Raw genomic sequence first — 16,105 nt, 5'->3', positions numbered from 1 at the left:
TCACGGTACGCGCGGTGCGGGAACGGGCCCGGAGACGAAGCCCTAGAGGAAGAATCCGTGCTGGTCGGCGACCTGCTCGTACTGTTCCAGCCGGGCCTGGGTCCGTTCGGGATCCGCGTCGGCCATCGCCTGGAGCAGGGCCGCCGACAGCATGCCGGGGGCCGCGTACGAGTCGAAGACCAGCCGCGAGCCCGTACCGGCCGTCAGCGCCACTTCCGCCTCGTCGACCAGGGGCCCCAGGGTCGGGTCGGTGATCAGGACCACGCGCAGCCCGGTGCTGCGGGCCGCCCGCAGGGCCGCGAGGGTCTCGTTGGCGTGCCGCGGCATGGCGAAGGCCAGCACCCAGGTCCCGCCCGCCGCCCGGGACTGCAGGAGGGCGTCGTACGCGACGCTGCCGCCCCGGGTGACCAGGCGGACGTCGGGGTGGATGCGGCGGGCCGCGTAGGCGAAGTACTCCGCGAGGGAGACCGAGATCCGCAGGCCCAGCACGGTCAGCGGGACGGAGCGGGCCAGCTCGCGGCCGATGTCGAGGACCTGGTTGGTGTCGGCGAGCAGCCGGCGCACGTTCTCCAGGTTCTCGATCTCGGCGTCCACGGCGGCCTGGAGCTCGTTCTGGCGGATCTGTTCCCGGCTGTCCGGGGTCCCGGCGACGGCGCTCAGCGCGATCGGCTGGAGGACGTCGCGCAGGGCCGGGTACCCGCTGAACCCGAGGGAGGCGGCGAAGCGGGTCACGGAGGGCTGGCTCACACCGACCCGCTCGGCGAGCTCGGTGATCGACAGGAACGCCGCCTCGGTGAGGTGGTCGATCAGGTACTGGGCGATCCGGCGCTGCCCCGGGGACAGCCGGTGGCCGTCGAAGAGCGCGAGGAGGCGGTCGGCCGGCGGCCTGACCTGCTCCGGCGCCCGTCCGCCCGGCGTGATCGCAGCCGCCTGGGCGCGTGCCTGCTGCCCCGATGACACCGGCGGGCCTCCTTCTCACGTCACTCGTGTTCCAACATAGCCCACGCTCCGTGTCCGGTGATCAACTCCCTGGTCGGACGACCGCCGCGCCCGCAGGCGCGGCGGCCCCCGCTCAGGCGGCGGGCCGGGTGCCCCCGGGGCGGCCCGAGCCACGGGTGAGGGAGTACCCGAAGACTCCCGCGAGGGCCGCGAGCACGCCTCCGGCGGCCGTCCAGATCCAGCGGTCGGACCACCAGCCGCCGGACCAGCCGTCCTCGGGCGCGCGCGCCGCCCGCTGCTCCTCCGACGCGGCGGCGATGCCCGGTACGAGCGGCTCGGACAGCGCCGCGTCGACGGCCACGGCCCCGCCCACGTCCTTGACGTCGGCCTCCACCTGCGCCCGGACCGGCAGGCCCAGGTCCTCCTCGGGCAGTCCGACGACCGTCAGGCGTACGTAGTAGCTGCCGGGCAGGGGATCGTTGGCCCAGGGCTCGGCGCCGGAGCGGACCGTGCGCAAGGTGCACGAGAGCTCCGCGGTCGCGGCCTCCTTGGCCGCCGCCCTGGTCTGGGTCCCGTAGGTGCAGGCCTGGCGGCGGCGCAGTCCGTCGTACACGTCCAGCCGCCAGGTGGCCGTGCCGTGCCGCAGCGCCGGCTCGGGCAGGGTCACCGACGCCCGTACGGTGACCCGTTGGCCCGCGTCGGCCGGGAGCACCCAGTACAGGTAGTCGCCCGTGGAGGCGGCGGCCGTGGCGCGCTGGCCGGGGCGGAAGGGGGTCGCGGTGCGGAAGCCGGTGCCGGCCTCGGTCGGGCCGGCGCCGTCCCCGCCCGCGCTCGGGGTGGGGGTCGGGGCTGCGGTGGCCGGGGCCGCGGTGGCGGCCAGGGCGAGTCCGGTGAGCAGGGCGGCGGTCAGTGTGCGTACGGTACGCATCAGTTGGTCCTCCAGACGGAGATGCGCCAGCGCGAGATCCAGCCCCAGACCAGGCCGGCCACGAGGCCGGTCAGCGCGAGCACGGCCAGCAGCCACCAGCCGCGTCCGAGGCCGAAGGCGGCCACGTCGGATGCCTCGTCGGGACCGTCGACCACGTCGATGGTCAGCTCCACGGGCATGCCCGGGGCGGTCTTGACGGCGGGGCCGGCGGAGAAGGAGTTGCTGACCTGGAGGCAGACGGTCTCGGGGGCTTCGGCGGCGTCCCCGTCGGCGTCGTCCAGGGGGGCCTTGGGGTAGCGCAGGCCGGTGGAGACGGCGTCGGTGCGGCCGTCGCCGGACTCCGAGCCCCGGACGATCTCCCGCCCGTGGACGGTCGTCGCGCGCAGCAGGATCCCGTAGTCGCGGTTGACGGCGCGGTCGGCGGAGATGCTGACGGAGGCACGCAGTTCCTGCCCGGGGCGGACGTCGACCCGGTACCAGCGGTGCTCGCCGAAGGTCTCCCGGTCGGCGTACAGGCCGGCCCCGAGCTTCGGGGCGTTCTCGCACTGCCGGGCGCCCTCGGTGGCCACCGGGGTGACGACGGGGTCGGCGGCCCGGTCGACGAGTTGCCTGACCCTGCCGGAGAGTTCGGCGGTGTGCTGCACCGAGGTGTAGGTGCCGCCGGTGGCCTCCGCGATGCAGGTCAGCTGGGCGCGGGTCTTGGCGTCCGGCACGAGTCCGAGGGTGTCGATGACGAGGTGGATGCCCTTCGCGCCGATCTCGCGGGCCACTTCGCAGGGGTCGAGCGGCGCGCAGGTGTCCTCGCCGTCGGTGATGAGGACGATCCGGCGGGTGGCGTCGCCGCCCTCCAGGTCCTGCGCCGCGCCGAGGAGGGCGGGGCCGATGGGGGTCCAGCCGGTGGGGGCGAGGGTGGCGACGGCCGTCTTGGCCTCGGTGCGGTTCAGCGGGCCGACGGGGTACAGCTGCGCGGTGTCCTTGCAGCCGAGCGCCTTGTCCTCGCCCGCGTACCCGGCGCCCAGGGTCCTTATCCCGAGCCGGACGTCCTCGGGCACCGCGTCCAGGACCTCGTTGAAGGCCTGTTTGGCGGCGGCCATGCGGGACTGTCCGTCGATGTCGTTCGCCCGCATCGAACCGCTGACGTCGAGGACGAGTTCGACCTTGGGCGGTTCCTTCTTCGGTCCGTCGGCAGCGGCCGCGGCGGCCGGGAACAGCCCCGCGGTGAGGGCGACGAGCAGGCCGCAGGCCCCGGCCGCCAGCCGTTTTGTTGTGATCATCGCCGGATCGTATTGAGGAACCGGCACCAATCCAAAACGGTGCGCGGCGGCCGGTGTTCACCCGCGGCGGCCCGGCGGGGCGGGGCGCGCGGCGCCGGCCGCTCCCCCGGGCGGGGGTGGCCGGTCCGCGGCGGTCAGGCCCGCAGCCCCTGCGGGAGGCGGCCGGTGTGGACCACGCCGAGGTGCTGGGTGGCCCGGGTGAGGGCGACGTACAGGTCGCTCGGCTGGAAGTCGGCGGGTTCGGCCACGATCACGGTGTCGAACTCCAGCCCCTTGGCCTGGCGCGGGTCCAGCAGGACCACCGGCCGGGTCAGGTCCGGCTCCTCCCCCGCCCGTACGCCGGGCAGGGCCGCGGCCAGTTCGGGGTGCAGCGGGCGCGGCGCGATCACCGCGAGCCGTCCTTCGGCGGGGGTGGCCTCGCGGACCGCTCCGGCGACGCCGGCGGCGAGGTCGTCCGCCGCCCGCACCCGGGGCGGCACGCCGGTGGAGCGCACCGAGCGCGGCGGCTCGAAGCCGGGCCGGTGGGCGCGGAGCACGGCGGCGGCCACCTCCATGATCTCGGCGGGCGTACGGTAGTTGACCCCGAGGCGTACGCGCTCCCAGCGGGAGCCCACGTACGGTTCGAGGATCTGCCGCCAGGAGCCGCAGCCCGCTTCGTCGCCGGTCTGGGCCGGGTCGCCGACGAGCGTCATGGACCGGGTGGGGCAGCGGCGCATGAGCAGGCGCCACGCCATCTCGGACAGTTCCTGCGCCTCGTCGACGATGACGTGCCCGAAGGCCCAGGTCCGGTCGGCGGCGGCCCGCTCGGCGGCGGTGCGGTGGTCCGCCTCTTCCTGACGCTCCGCCATGCGCTGGGCGTCGATGATGTCGTGGGCGGCGAGGTACTCGTTCTCGGCGTCCTCGAACTCGTAGGAGTCCGAGCCCTGGGAGAGGTCGAGGACCCCCTGGGCGTAGGCGACGCGCTCCAGCCGGTCGCGTTCCTCGGCGGCCCGCCGGGCGGTGTCGTCGAAGCCGAGGAGTTCGGCGGCCTCGTCGAGGAGCGGGACGTCGGCGGGGGTCCAGTCGCCGCCGGTGCGCCGGATCAGGTCGGCGTCCCGGGCCTGGAGGTGGGTGGGGTCGGCGAGGAACTCGGTGATCAGCCGGCCGGGGGTGAGCGGGGGCCAGAGGGTGTCGATGGCCGCGTGCACCTCGGCGCTGGTGGCGATCTCCTTGCCGAGCTGCGCGACGTCGTCCGGGCCGAGGAGGTTGGGGCCGCCGTAGGGGTCGGCGCCGAGCCGGTCGGCGAGCTGCGCGGTGAGGGCGTCGATGACGGCGAACGCGAAGTAGGGGCGTGCCGGGTTGTGGGGCAGGCCGGTGGCACGGGCCCGGTCACGGGCCGCGTGGGCCATGGTGCGGTCGAGCAGGAGGGTGCCGTAGTCGTCGTGGTCGATCTCCAGCGCGGGTTCGGGGACGACGGCGCTGTCCTCGCCGCTGCCCGCGGGGATGCCCTCGGGCAGGGTCTGGCGGTCCGCGACGACGCGGGCGAGGACCTCGGCCATGGCCGCGCGGCCCTTCACCTCGGCGGCGCCGGGGCGTTCGGTTCCGGTCGCGTGGACGCCGGGGAACAGGTCGCCGGGGGAGGCGAGGAGGACGCCGGTCTCGCCGAGGGAGGGCAGCACCTCCCCGATGTAGCCGAGGAAGGCGGGGTTCGGGCCGACGATGAGCACGCCGCGCCGGGCGAGGAGTTCCCGGTGCGCGTAGAGGAGGTAGGCGGCGCGGTGCAGGGCCACGGCCGTCTTGCCGGTGCCCGGACCGCCCTCCACGACCAGGACCCCCTGGTGCGGTGAGCGGATGACGCGGTCCTGCTCGGCCTGGATGGTCCGCACGATGTCGTGCATGCGGCCGGTCCGGGCGGCGTCGAGGGCCGCGAGGAGGACGGCGTCCGCGTCGGCCCCCTCGTAGCCGGTGCGCTCGGTGTCGGTGAGGTCGAGGATCTCGTCGTGCAGGGCGGTGACCGTGCGGTCCCGGGTGGTGATGTGCCGGCGGCGGCGCAGCCCCATGGGGACGTGCCCGGTCGCCAGGTAGAACGGGCGTGCCCTTTCGGCCCGCCAGTCGAGTACGAGGGGGGTGCGTTCGGCGTCGTCCTGCCTGATGCCGATGCGGCCGATGTGGTGGTCGCGGCCGTCGGTGAACTCCAGGCGGCCGAAACAAAGACCGTGCTCGGCCGAGTTCAGGGCGGAAAGCAGCCCGGATTGTTCGGCGACGAGGACATCGCGTTCCAGGCGCGCCTGATATCCGCTGCCGCCTGCCTTCAGGGCGGCCCGAACAGCACGTTCGGCCTGGTCCCGCATGTCTTCGAGGCGCGCGTACAGCCGGGTGATGAATTGCTGCTCGTTTTCACGTTCCGTGTTTGACAATTCCGCTCCCGACGCGATACGATGCCTCTACAACACTTCTTCACGCCCTCTTTCGAGGATGACGTGAAACATCGAATATACTCAGGCACACACCCCGGACGTCAATTCGTCCGGGGATATATTTTTGCGCCATGCTGCCGCCCGGTGGCGCGCGGGCCCGCAGTAGTCTTGCGGGATGACGACGCACAAGACCGTCGATGTGAACGTTGACGCGATGATCGAGGACCTCAGGACACTCGTCGAAACCGAGTCCCCCTCGCGCGACCACGACGCGCTGGCCGCATCGGCCAAAGCGGTCGCCGCCCTCCTCGACGAGCGTCTCGGCGGGCACGCCGTCCTCGTCGAGAGCGAAGCCGGACCCCACGTCCACTGGTCCGGCGGCGGTACCCCCCGCGTGCTGATCCTCGGTCACCACGACACGGTGTTCCCGCTCGGCACCCTCGAACGGCGCCCCTTCACCGTCGCCGACGGGCACGTCACCGGCCCCGGCGTGTTCGACATGCTGGGCGGACTCGTCCAGGCCGTGCACGGACTCGCGACGCTCGACGACCTCTCGGGCGTCGAGGTCCTCGTGACCGCCGACGAGGAGGTCGGCTCCCACTCCTCGCGCGCCCTCATCGAAGAACGGGCCCTGGCCTGCGGCGCCGTGCTCGTCTTCGAGGGCGCCGCCGACGGCGGCGGCCTCAAGACCGGCCGCAAGGGATGCGGCACCTTCCAGGTCTCCATCGCCGGCCGCGCCTCGCACGCCGGGCTCGAACCCGCCGCCGGGATCAACGCCCTCGTCGAAGCGGCCCACCAGGTACTGGAGATCGCGGCGCTCGGCCGGCCCGCGATCGGCACGACGGTGACCCCGACCGTCGCCGCCGCCGGAACCCTGGACAACGTCGTACCCGCCGAGGCGACCGTCGTCGTCGACGTCCGGGTGGAGTCCGCCGACGAGAAGGAACGGATCGAAGCCGCCTTCGCGGCCCTGACCCCGCACCTCGACGGGGCGCGGATCACCGTCCAGGGCGGCGTCGGACGGCCCCCCATGCCCGAGTCGGCCTCGGCCGAACTCTTCGCGGTGGCGCGGCGGCTGCTCCCCGGCATCGAGGGCAGGGCCGTCGGCGGCGGGAGCGACGGCAACTTCACGGCCGCACTCGGAGTACCCACCCTCGACGGCCTCGGAGCGGTCGGCGGCGGAGCCCACGCCGACCACGAGTACCTGGTCATCGCCTCCATGGCCGAACGGGCCCACCTCGTCGCCGGCCTGGTGAACGCGATCCGCGACGCGCGGAAGTGACGGGGACGTCCGGGGGCCCGAAGACCGCAGATACGTCCCTTCTCCCGTGGAGCCGCCCATGACCGTCCGCCGCGTCGTACCCAACGTCCGTTCGGAAGCCGTGCCGGAGAGCCGGGAGTTCTACGGCCTGCTGGGCTTCGAGGAGGTCATGAACCTCGGATGGATCATGACGCTGGCGTCCCCCTCCAACCCGTCGGCGCAGATCAGCCTGATGGCCGAGGAGGACAGGACCGCGCCCGTCACGCCCGACATGAGCGTCGAGGTGGACGACGTGGACGCGGCCTACGCCGCCCTGCGCGACAGCGGGGCGGAGATCGTCCACCCCCTTCAGGACGAGGAGTGGGGAGTGCGCCGGTTCTTCGTGCGCGACCCCAACGGCCGCGTGGTCAACGTCCTGGGCCACCGCTGACCGCAGCCCCGCCCCACCCCCGCCCCAGCCGGACGGGCGCACCGTCCGGCGGGGCCGGTCCGGTCCGGTCGGGAAGCGACCTCGCGTCACATGCGGCGGTTCGTCCCGTTTCTCCTAGCATGGGCGTCCCGTCCCGGCAGTCGCACCGAGGAGAGGCATGTCCCGAGCACACCGGTCCGCCGCCCAGTCCGCAGGCGTGTTCCTCTCGGCGCTGGCGGTCGCGGCCACGCTCGCCGTCCCGGCCTCGGCGGCCCCCGGCGGGCACCGGCTGCCGCCGGCCCACGACCACCCGCACGACCACGGTCACCCCCTCGGAGCGGCGGCGGCCCGCGCCGCCGAGCCCGCCGCCGACGAGGTCGCCCTGCTCGGCGAGGAGCACGCCCGCGCGCACGCCGGGCGGCGCGCGGCCGTCCGGGGCGCCGTGGAGTACCCGCAGACGACCCGCACCGCGAGCCTGGAGTCGCTGCGGGCCTCGCAACAGCGGGTCAACGCCTCCTTCACCGCCGCGGAGTCGGGCCGGTTCACGGAGTTCTTCCCCTCCCCCGACTTCGGCGTCCACCTCGCCCAGCTGCCGACCGGCAAGGTGCTGCTCTTCTCCTTCGAACGCGTCGAGACCGACCCCACCAAGGAGACGGGCCCCACTGACCGCATCGGCCCCACCAACGCCGGCCGCGCCTTCCTGTGGGACCCGGCCCGCGGGACGGGCGCCCGCGCCTTCAAGGAGGTCCGGCCCCCGACCGTCCTGATGCCCGACGGCACGCACGCGCCGCGCCCCGCGCCGTTCTTCTGCGCCGGGCACGCCTTCCTCCCCAACGGCATGCTGGCCGTGTTCGGCGGCAACACCGGCGGCAAGGGCGGCAGCGGCGCGAAGCTGTCCTTCGTCTTCGACCCGTGGACGGAGACCTGGTTCCGCAACCGCGACATGGCAGTCGGCCGCTGGTACCCGTCGGTGGTCACGGGCGCGGACGGGCGCCAGATCATCATGTCGGGCCAGTCCGAGCGCGGTACGGGCACCCCGACGCCCGTGGTGGAACGCTTCCCGGCGAAGCGCCTGCCCGTGCCCTGGCGTCCGTACGACATCCCGCTCGACGTCGCCGCCGAGCGGTTCGGGGCGGACGCGCCCTTCAGGAACGACTATCCGCACCTGTTCTCGCTGCGGGACGGCCTGATCTACGGCCTGGGCCGGGACGCCGACCAGCAGTGGCTGTTCGACCCCGTCAAGGAGACCCGCACCGACCTGCCGCGGCGCCCGGCGGACTTCCGCGGCTACGGTTCCGCCGTACCCCTCCCCGCCGGGTTCCGCGGTCCGGACTCCGTGCTCGTCCTCGGCGGCGATCCGCACGACCCGAACACCTACCGGCTGGCGGGAGGGCGGTGGACCACGGAGCGACCGCGGGCCTTCGGCCGGACCCAGGACGACACGCTGATCCTCCCGGACGCCACCCTGCTCACCGTCAACGGCGCCCTGAGCACGCGGGACTACGGCAACGGCCCCTTCAACCCGAAGGCCGACCTCAAGTACCGGCAGACCGAACTGCGCGACGCGCGCGGGCACTGGCGGCTCGGGCCGGCCCAGCGCCTGCCCCGCGGCTACCACTCCAACGCCCTGGTCATGCCCGACGGCCGGGTCACGGTCACCGGCGACGAGCTCCAGCAGATCGCGAACGACCCCGACGTCCGGGACGCGATGGACGGCAGCGTCGAACTCTACGAACCCGCCTACCTGCACCGGGGTCCGAGGCCCTCGCTCGACCGCGTCCCCGGGCGCGAGCTGGCCCACGACAGCGCCTTCGAGGTCCGCAGCACGAGCGCCGCCTCGGTCAGGCGGGCGGTGCTGCTGGCCCCGACGACGGTGACGCACGCTGTGAACACCAGCCAGCGCCACCTGGAGCTGCGCGTCACCGGGGTGCGGGGCGACACGATCGGGCTGCGGACCCCGCCGTCCGCGGCGGACGCGCCGCCCGGTTACTACATGCTGTTCCTGCTGGACGCGCGGGGCGTTCCCAGCACCGCCAAGTGGGTGAAACTCGGCGTGCGCTGAACCCGCCCGCCGTCACCCCTCCGGCCGCCGCCCGCCGGGTCCCCCGCGTCCCGGGCGCGTCGCACGGATGGGTGTGGACGGAGCTCCCCGGCACGACAGGCCGCCGGGGGGCTCGTAGCGTCGTGAGCGTCAGGGTCCCAGCGGCCCCGGCAAGGTGAACTCTCCTGCTGAGAGGCCGTGTCGATGCGAAACGACGCCCCCATAGCCAGCCTGCTCCGGGTCCACCGAGGCACCGCCGAACCCGAGGAACTGGCCGCGATCGCCGTCGTGGTCGCCTGCCTCGCGGGGCGGGCCGCCGCACTGGCCACCCGCCCCGCGCAGGACCGGCACCGCCGCCCGCGCCCGCGGCCGGTGGGCCACGGATGCTGGGCGGGGTGCTGGGCCTGCCGCTGACCCGTCCTGCCGCTCGGGAACGACCGGTCGGGAACGGCCGGTCAGGAACGCGCGAGCAGGAGTGACATCGCCTCCAGCAGCGCCGCCCGCGGATCCGCCGCGGCGCCCTCCGCACGCCAGGCCACGAACCCGTCCGGACGGACGAGCACCGCGCCGTCGGCCGGCAGCTCGTGCAGGGCGGCCCAGTCGGCGTCGGGCGCCTGGACCAGGTCGGCGTCGGGCGCCGAACCGATCGTGTAGGCGTCCAGGCGCGCCGACAGCTGCCGCGCCACCTCGTCCGCCGCGGCCCGCCAGGGCGTGCCCGGGGCGCTGAGCAGCACGAACGAGGTCTCGTACAGGTCGAGCGTGGAGATCCGCTCCCCCGCCCGGGTCAGCCACATGTGCGGTGCGCGGGTGCCGACGTCGCCGGCGAGGCGCATCTTCTCGGGGATGATCGGCCGGGTGGTGTCGCCGCCGATGACCGCGCCCTCGGGGTAGGCGTAGCCCATGGCGGTGGTCAGCACGCCGCTGCCGGGGCCGCCGCCCATGGTGGGGGGCGGTACGTAACCGGGGTGGCTGTGCTCGGCGGAACGGGCGGAGGCGCGTTCGCTGGTGGCCTTCGCCACCGGCAGCCGCTCGGCCTCGTACGTGTCGAGGAGGCCGGGGCCGGCGGAGCCGTTCAGGACCGCCGCGACCTTCCAGGCGAGGTTGTGCGCGTCCTGGATGCCCGTGTTGGAGCCGAACGCACCCGTCGGGGACATCTCGTGCGCCGCGTCGCCGACCACGAAGACGCGGCCGACGCGGTACTGCTCGGCGACCCGTTCGGCGGCGTGCCAGGGGGCCTTGCCGCCGATCTCGACGTCCAGGTCGGGCACCCCGATGGCCTCGCGGATCTGCGCCACGCAGCGCTCCTCCGTGAAGTCCTCCAGGGTTTCGCCGGTCTCCGGGTGCCAGGGGGCGTGGAAGACCCACTCGGTCTCGTTGTCCACCGGCAGCAGGGCGCCGTCCGCGCCGGGGCGCATCAGGTAGCAGACGATGAACCGCAGGTCACCGAGGGCCTCGGCGAGGTTCTGGGAGCGGAAGACGATGCTGACGTTGTGGAACAGCTCGCCGTTGCCGGTCTGGCGGATGCCGAGCGCCTCCCGGACGGGGCTGCGCGGGCCGTCGGCGGCGATCAGGTAGTCGGCGCGGACGGTGAGGTGCTCACCGGTCTCGCGGTTCTTCACCAGGGCGGTCACTCCCGTGGCGTCCTGGTCGAAGCTCATCAGTTCGGTGGAGAAGCGCACGTCGGCGCCCTGGGCGCGGCTCTGGGCGGCGAGGACCGGCTCGATGTTGTTCTGGCTGCACAGGCACCAGCCGGTGGGGCTGAAGCGGGCGAGCGCCCCGGAGGGGTCGACCGCCTTGATCAGCCACTTGTGCTCGCCGCCGATCAGCGCGTGGGTCTGCAGGATTCCCTGGTTGGCCTCCAGCGCGGAGGCCTCCTTGCGGATGGCGGGCTCGGCGCCCGCCGTCCGGAACAGTTCCATCGTCCGTGCGTTGATTCCTCGTCCGCGAGGGTGGACGGAGGTACCGGAATGCTTCTCGACCAGCAGGTGCCTGATGCCGTGACGGCTCAGGAACAGCGAGGTGGACAGGCCCACGAGGGAGCCGCCCACGACGAGGACCGGTACGCGAACATCGGCATGCTCTTCCATCAGCTGCGGGCTCCTGTTTCGTGTGGGGGGCAGTGGTCGCCTTATGCCCCCGATGAGCCTCGATGCCCTGGTGATTCGCCTCTTGTCACCCGCTTGATCCGGAGATGTAGCGATCCGTACCCGGCCGGATGACGATGAGCGACAGCGGCGGACCCTCGGCCCCGCCGTCCCCGATCGCACGGGCTCCGGCCCCGCGGCCCCGGGCCATGGCAGCCGAAGACGCATGTGAGCGCGTTAGCGCCGGACTCCATGCCCTCACGAAGGAGTGAGCAGATGACAACCACCCTGTCCGAACGGGTGTCGCAGTCGGCCTTCGACGGCTCCATGCTCCGGGTCGTCCTCCTGATGGACCTGCACGAGGGGGTCCAGCAGCAGTTCTTCGACGCCTACGAGCAGCTGCGGCACGACATCGCCTCGGTGCCCGGCCACCTCGGCGACCAGCTGTGCCAGTCCTTCGAGAACCCCTCGCAGTGGCTGATCACCAGCGAGTGGGAGAGCGCCCCGCAGTACCTCGCCTGGGTGAACAGCGAGGAGCACGCCGAGCAGGTCCGCCCGCTGGGTGCCTGTGCCCGGTCCATGCGCCCGCTGAAGTTCACCGTCCTGCGCGAGACGGGCAGGCGCTACGAGGCCCCCTCCGGGGCGGTCGCGGCCCGCCTCCAGGGCGCCCCCCGGCTGGGTGCGGGCATCGTGCGCCACGCCCTGACCTTCACGGTCAAGCCCGGCAGCGAGGAGAAGGTCGCGGAGATCCTGTCCTCGTACGCCTCGCCGGCCGCCCGCGTCGACGACCACACCCGGCTGTGCCGGACGTCCCTGTACATGCACGGCAACCGGGTGGTCCGGGCGGTGGAGGTCCAGGGCGACCTGATGTCGGCGCTGCGGCACGTGTCGGAGCAGCCCGAGGTGCGGGCCGTGGAGCAGGCCATCAATCCTTATCTGGAGCAGGACCGGGACCTGGGCGACGCCGAGTCGGCCCGGCTGTTCTTCATGAAGGCGGCCCTGCCGGCCGTCCACCACGTGGCGGCGCCCGGCCGGGAGCCGGAGCAGCTGCGCCGGCACGCGCTGTTCTACCCGGCCAAGCCCGGTTGCGGACCGCTGGTGGCCCGCTTCCTGGCCCGGCAGGACGAGGCCGCGGCGCAGCGGCCCACCAGTCCGGTGGTGAGCAGCACCGTCTTCCAGCGCGACGACATCGTGGTCCGGCTCCTCGACGTCACCGGCCCGTCGGACGGCGCGTTCGCCGCCGGGTTCGGCATCGAGGGCCCGCGCAAGGCGGCGGTACTGCGCCGGCTGCTGGCCGGGGAGCCCACGGCGGCCCCGGACGGCGCACCCCACCCCATGGACCTGATCACCGACCGTCGGGCTCCGGCGCAGTCCTGATCCGGACGGCCGCGGCGCCCCGCCGGCGCGGCCCGAGCAGCACCCCACCACCACCGGCAGCCCCACGTCCAGGCTCCGCATCCGCCAGGAGGAAGTCAGTCATGACCCAACATCACCCGCGCATCGTGGATCTCAGCGAGACGCAGCCCAACACCCGGCGCGGAGGTGACCTGCGCGCCGTCCTCACGCCGACCTCGGTGGGCTCGACCAGCGGTTTCATGGGGCTGGCCGTCATGGCTCCCGGGGAGTCGATCGCCGAGCACTACCACCCGTACTCCGAGGAGTTCGTGTACGTGGTGAGCGGCACCCTGGAGGTCGACCTCGACGGGGAAGCCCACCCGCTGCGCACCGACCAGGGGCTGCTCGTCCCGCTGAACATGCGCCACCGCTTCCGCAACGTCGGCTCCACCGAGGCCCGGATGGTCTTCCACCTCGGCCCGCTCGCGCCGCGCCCGGAGCTCGGGCACGTCGACACCGAGGAGGCTCCGAACCCGGAGGCCTCCGGGTGGGCGGAGCGCCCGCCCGAGCGTACGGGTGTGGTCTCTTGACCCGCCGGCGGGTGGCCGTCACCGGGGTCGGTGTCGTCGCGCCCGGCGGGATCGGCGCCGCCGCGTTCTGGGACCTGCTGTCCAACGGCCGGACGGCGACGCGGGGCATCACCCTCTTCGACCCGGCCGGGTTCCGCTCCCGGATAGCCGCCGAGGTCGACTTCGAGCCGACCGCACACGGCCTGGGCCCCGATGACGCGGCCCGGGCGGACCGGTACATCCAGTTCGCGCTGGTCGCCGCCCGCGAGGCGGTGGCCGACGCGGGGCTGGAACTCGACGGCGACACGGCGTGGCGCACCGGGGTGTCCCTGGGCACGGCCGTGGGCGGGACCACCCGTCTGGAGCACGACTACGTCGCCGTCAGCCAGCAGGGCGACTGGTGGGACGTGGACCACCGCCTGGCCTCCCCCTTCCTGCACCGCGCGTTCACGCCCGCCACGCTCGCTTCGGCGGTGGCGGAGCAGACCGGGGCGCGCGGGCCGGTGCAGACCGTCTCCACGGGCTGCACGTCCGGGCTCGACGCCGTCGGGTACGCCGTGCACGCGATACAGGAGGGCCGGATGGACGTGTGCATCGCCGGTGCCTCCGACTCGCCCGTCTCCCCGATCACCGTGGCCTGCTTCGACGCCATCAAGGCGACCTCGGCGAACAACGACGACCCGGCGCACGCGTCACGTCCGTTCGACGCGGACCGGGACGGTTTCGTCCTCGGCGAGGGCGGGGCGGTCCTGGTGCTGGAGGACCTGGAGCACGCCCGGGCCCGCGGCGCGACCGTCTACTGCGAGATCGGCGGCTACGCCACCTTCGGCAACGCCCACCACATGACGGGACTGACCGCCGAGGGTCTGGAGATGGCCCGGGCGATCCAGACGGCCCTGGCCCAGGCCCAGGTCGACGCCGGTTCGATCGACTACGTCAACGCGCACGGCTCCGGCACCAAGCAGAACGACCGCCACGAGACGGCGGCCGTCAAGCGGGTGCTGGGCGATCACGCGTACAAGACGCCGATGAGCTCCATCAAGTCCATGGTGGGGCACTCCCTCGGCGCGATCGGGGCGATCGAGCTCGCGGCCTGCGTCCTGGCCATGACGCATCACGTGGTGCCGCCGACGGCGAACTACGAGACCCCGGATCCGGAATGCGATCTGGACTACGTGCCGCGCACGGCCCGCGGCCACACCCTGCGCAACGTGCTGTCGGTCGGCAGCGGATTCGGCGGCTTCCAGTCCGCCGTGGTCCTGACCCAGCCCAAGGAGGTACGCGCGTGAAGAGCCGTACTGCCGGAAAGTCGGTGGTCGTCACGGGCATCGGGGTCGTCGCGCCCAACGGGATCGGCGCCGATGCCTTCTGGAAGGCGACCCAGTCGGGCCAGAGCGTCCTCGACCGGGTCACGCGGGAGGGGTGCGAGCACCTGCCGCTGCGGGTCGCGGGCGAGGTGCGGGGCTTCGAGCCCGGCGCCCTGGTCGAGGACCGCTTCCTGGTGCAGACCGACCGTTTCAGTCACTACGCCCTGGCCGCGGCCGACCTCGCCCTGGAGCACGCCCGGCTGGGCCGGGCGGACTACGAGGACGACCCGTACGCGGTGGGCGTGGTCACCGCCGCGGGTTCGGGCGGCGGCGAGTTCGGGCAGCGCGAGCTGCAGCGGCTGTGGGGGCAGGGCCCCCGCTACGTCGGCCCGTACCAGTCGATCGCCTGGTTCTACGCGGCCAGCACCGGCCAGGTCTCCATCCGGCGCGGGTTCAAGGGCCCGTGCGGGGTCGTCGCCTCCGACGAGGCGGGCGGGCTCGACGCCTTCGCGCACGCCGCCCGGCAGATCCGCCAGGGCAGCCGGGCGATGCTCGTCGGAGCCACGGAGGCGCCGCTCGCCCCGTACTCGGTGGTGTGCCAGCTCGGGTACCCGGGCCTCAGCACCCGGGAGGAACCGGAGCGTGCCTACCGGCCCTTCACCGCGAAGGCGTGCGGGTTCGCCCCGGCCGAGGGCGGCGCGATGTTCGTGGTCGAGGAGGCCGCCGCGGCCGCGGCCAGGGGCGCGCCGGTGCGGGCCGTACTGGCCGGCCACGCCGCCACCTTCACCGGGCCGGGGCGCTGGGAGGAGTCGGCGCAGGGGCTCGCCCACGCGATCCGCGGCGCGCTCGCGGAGGCCGGCTGCGCACCGGAGGAGGTGGACGTGGTCTTCGCCGATGCCCTCGGGACGCCGGAGGCGGACGCCGCCGAGGTCCGGGCGATCCACGACGCGCTCGGCGGGCACGGGGCCAAGGTGGCCGTGACCGCCCCCAAGACCGGTACCGGACGGGCGTACTGCGCGGCCGGCACCCTCGACGTCGCCTCGGCCGTCCTGGCCCTGGAGCACGGCGTCGTACCCCCCACGCCGAACGTCTTCGACGTCTGCCACGACCTCGATCTCGTCACCGGCAGCGCCCGGGTCGTGCCCGTACGGACCGCGCTCGTACTGAGCCGGGGCCTGATGGGCTCGAACGCGGCACTCGTCCTCCGCACAGGGCCCGAATCGCCCGCGTAGGGATCGGGACCCGTTCGTCAGGGCCGCGGCCTCATCGGCGCGGCTCTCCGGAAGCAGGAAAGAGAGAAGGCACCCATGTCCGACCGACTGACCATGGAAGAGCTCGCGGCCCTGATGAAGACCGCGGGCATCACCGTCGACCCCTCCGAGATGGCGAACCGTCCGGAGTCGAAGTTCGACGAGTACGGACTCGACTCGCTGGGCCTGCTCGGCATCGTCGGCGAGCTCGAGAACCGGCGCGGACGGGCCCTGCCCACCGACGCCGACCGCTGCAAGAGCCCCCACGAGTTCCTCGACCTCGTGAACAACAGCCTGATGACCGGAGCCTGA

At 73.6% G+C, this 16,105-nt stretch carries 14 protein-coding genes; 9 read left to right on the top strand and 5 right to left on the bottom strand.

Annotated features, from left to right (window positions below; all coding sequences use genetic code 11):
• Nucleotides 1–42: 42 nt before the first annotated feature.
• From AC07B0_RS06855 to AC07B0_RS06840, 4 genes are all read right to left on the bottom strand, one after another.
• Nucleotides 43–960 carry a MurR/RpiR family transcriptional regulator gene (locus AC07B0_RS06855; protein WP_389701978.1) on the bottom strand — a complete coding sequence of 306 codons (918 nt, stop codon included), beginning with the start codon at nucleotides 958–960 and terminating at the stop codon, nucleotides 43–45.
• A 112-nt stretch (nucleotides 961–1,072) separates the two neighbouring features.
• A complete protein-coding gene (locus AC07B0_RS06850) occupies nucleotides 1,073–1,867 on the bottom strand; it encodes a hypothetical protein (RefSeq protein WP_478897071.1) in 795 nt (264 codons plus the stop codon).
• Nucleotides 1,867–3,141 carry a VWA domain-containing protein gene (locus tag AC07B0_RS06845; RefSeq protein ID WP_356882496.1) on the bottom strand — a complete coding sequence of 425 codons (1,275 nt, stop codon included), beginning with the start codon at nucleotides 3,139–3,141 and terminating at the stop codon, nucleotides 1,867–1,869. The genes AC07B0_RS06850 and AC07B0_RS06845 overlap by 1 nt, the downstream gene beginning before the upstream one ends.
• Before the next feature lie 134 nt (nucleotides 3,142–3,275).
• A complete protein-coding gene (locus tag AC07B0_RS06840) occupies nucleotides 3,276–5,471 on the bottom strand; it encodes a HelD family protein (protein ID WP_469378090.1) in 2,196 nt (731 codons plus the stop codon).
• A 241-nt stretch (nucleotides 5,472–5,712) separates the two neighbouring features.
• On the opposite strand from AC07B0_RS06840, the gene AC07B0_RS06835 reads away from it, so the two are divergent.
• The 4 genes from AC07B0_RS06835 (at nucleotide 5,713) to AC07B0_RS06820 (ending at nucleotide 9,662) form a co-directional block, all read left to right on the top strand.
• On the top strand, nucleotides 5,713–6,819 hold the full coding sequence (locus AC07B0_RS06835) for a M20 family metallopeptidase (protein WP_469377905.1): 1,107 nt from the start codon (nucleotides 5,713–5,715) through the stop codon (nucleotides 6,817–6,819).
• Between the two features lie 58 nt (nucleotides 6,820–6,877).
• The gene (locus tag AC07B0_RS06830) at nucleotides 6,878–7,228 is read left to right on the top strand and encodes a VOC family protein (RefSeq protein ID WP_356882500.1); all 351 of its coding nucleotides are present in this window, start codon (nucleotides 6,878–6,880) and stop codon (nucleotides 7,226–7,228) included.
• Nucleotides 7,229–7,385: 157 nt separating this feature from the next.
• The gene (locus tag AC07B0_RS06825; protein ID WP_478897069.1) at nucleotides 7,386–9,269 is read left to right on the top strand and encodes a galactose oxidase-like domain-containing protein; all 1,884 of its coding nucleotides are present in this window, start codon (nucleotides 7,386–7,388) and stop codon (nucleotides 9,267–9,269) included.
• Between the two features lie 183 nt (nucleotides 9,270–9,452).
• On the top strand, nucleotides 9,453–9,662 hold the full coding sequence (locus tag AC07B0_RS06820) for an acyl-CoA carboxylase subunit epsilon (protein WP_356882537.1): 210 nt from the start codon (nucleotides 9,453–9,455) through the stop codon (nucleotides 9,660–9,662).
• 41 nt (nucleotides 9,663–9,703) lie between these two features.
• Here AC07B0_RS06820 and AC07B0_RS06815 read toward each other — a convergent pair whose 3' ends face one another.
• Complete coding sequence (locus tag AC07B0_RS06815) at nucleotides 9,704–11,335, bottom strand: FAD-dependent oxidoreductase (RefSeq protein WP_356882504.1); 1,632 nt, start codon at nucleotides 11,333–11,335, stop codon at nucleotides 9,704–9,706.
• A gap of 273 nt (nucleotides 11,336–11,608) precedes the next feature.
• Here AC07B0_RS06815 and AC07B0_RS06810 point away from each other — a divergent pair, with 273 nt between their 5' ends.
• The 5 genes from AC07B0_RS06810 (at nucleotide 11,609) to AC07B0_RS06790 (ending at nucleotide 16,105) form a co-directional block, all read left to right on the top strand.
• Complete coding sequence (locus tag AC07B0_RS06810; RefSeq protein WP_356882506.1) at nucleotides 11,609–12,709, top strand: SchA/CurD-like domain-containing protein; 1,101 nt, start codon at nucleotides 11,609–11,611, stop codon at nucleotides 12,707–12,709.
• A 101-nt stretch (nucleotides 12,710–12,810) separates the two neighbouring features.
• The gene (locus tag AC07B0_RS06805; protein WP_356882508.1) at nucleotides 12,811–13,257 is read left to right on the top strand and encodes a cupin domain-containing protein; all 447 of its coding nucleotides are present in this window, start codon (nucleotides 12,811–12,813) and stop codon (nucleotides 13,255–13,257) included.
• Entirely contained in the window at nucleotides 13,254–14,525 is a 1,272-nt protein-coding gene (locus AC07B0_RS06800; protein ID WP_356882510.1) for a beta-ketoacyl-[acyl-carrier-protein] synthase family protein, read from the top strand. Before AC07B0_RS06805 ends, AC07B0_RS06800 begins: the two co-directional genes overlap by 4 nt.
• Nucleotides 14,522–15,775, top strand: a complete 1,254-nt coding sequence (locus tag AC07B0_RS06795) for a beta-ketoacyl synthase N-terminal-like domain-containing protein (RefSeq protein WP_467292674.1) — start codon at nucleotides 14,522–14,524, stop codon at nucleotides 15,773–15,775. The genes AC07B0_RS06800 and AC07B0_RS06795 overlap by 4 nt, the downstream gene beginning before the upstream one ends.
• Nucleotides 15,776–15,850: 75 nt before the next feature.
• Entirely contained in the window at nucleotides 15,851–16,105 is a 255-nt protein-coding gene (locus AC07B0_RS06790; RefSeq protein ID WP_356882514.1) for an acyl carrier protein, read from the top strand.

It is taken from the genome of Streptomyces sp. NPDC044704 (assembly GCF_056433525.1).
This window is presented reverse-complemented; position numbering and strand designations above follow the sequence as displayed.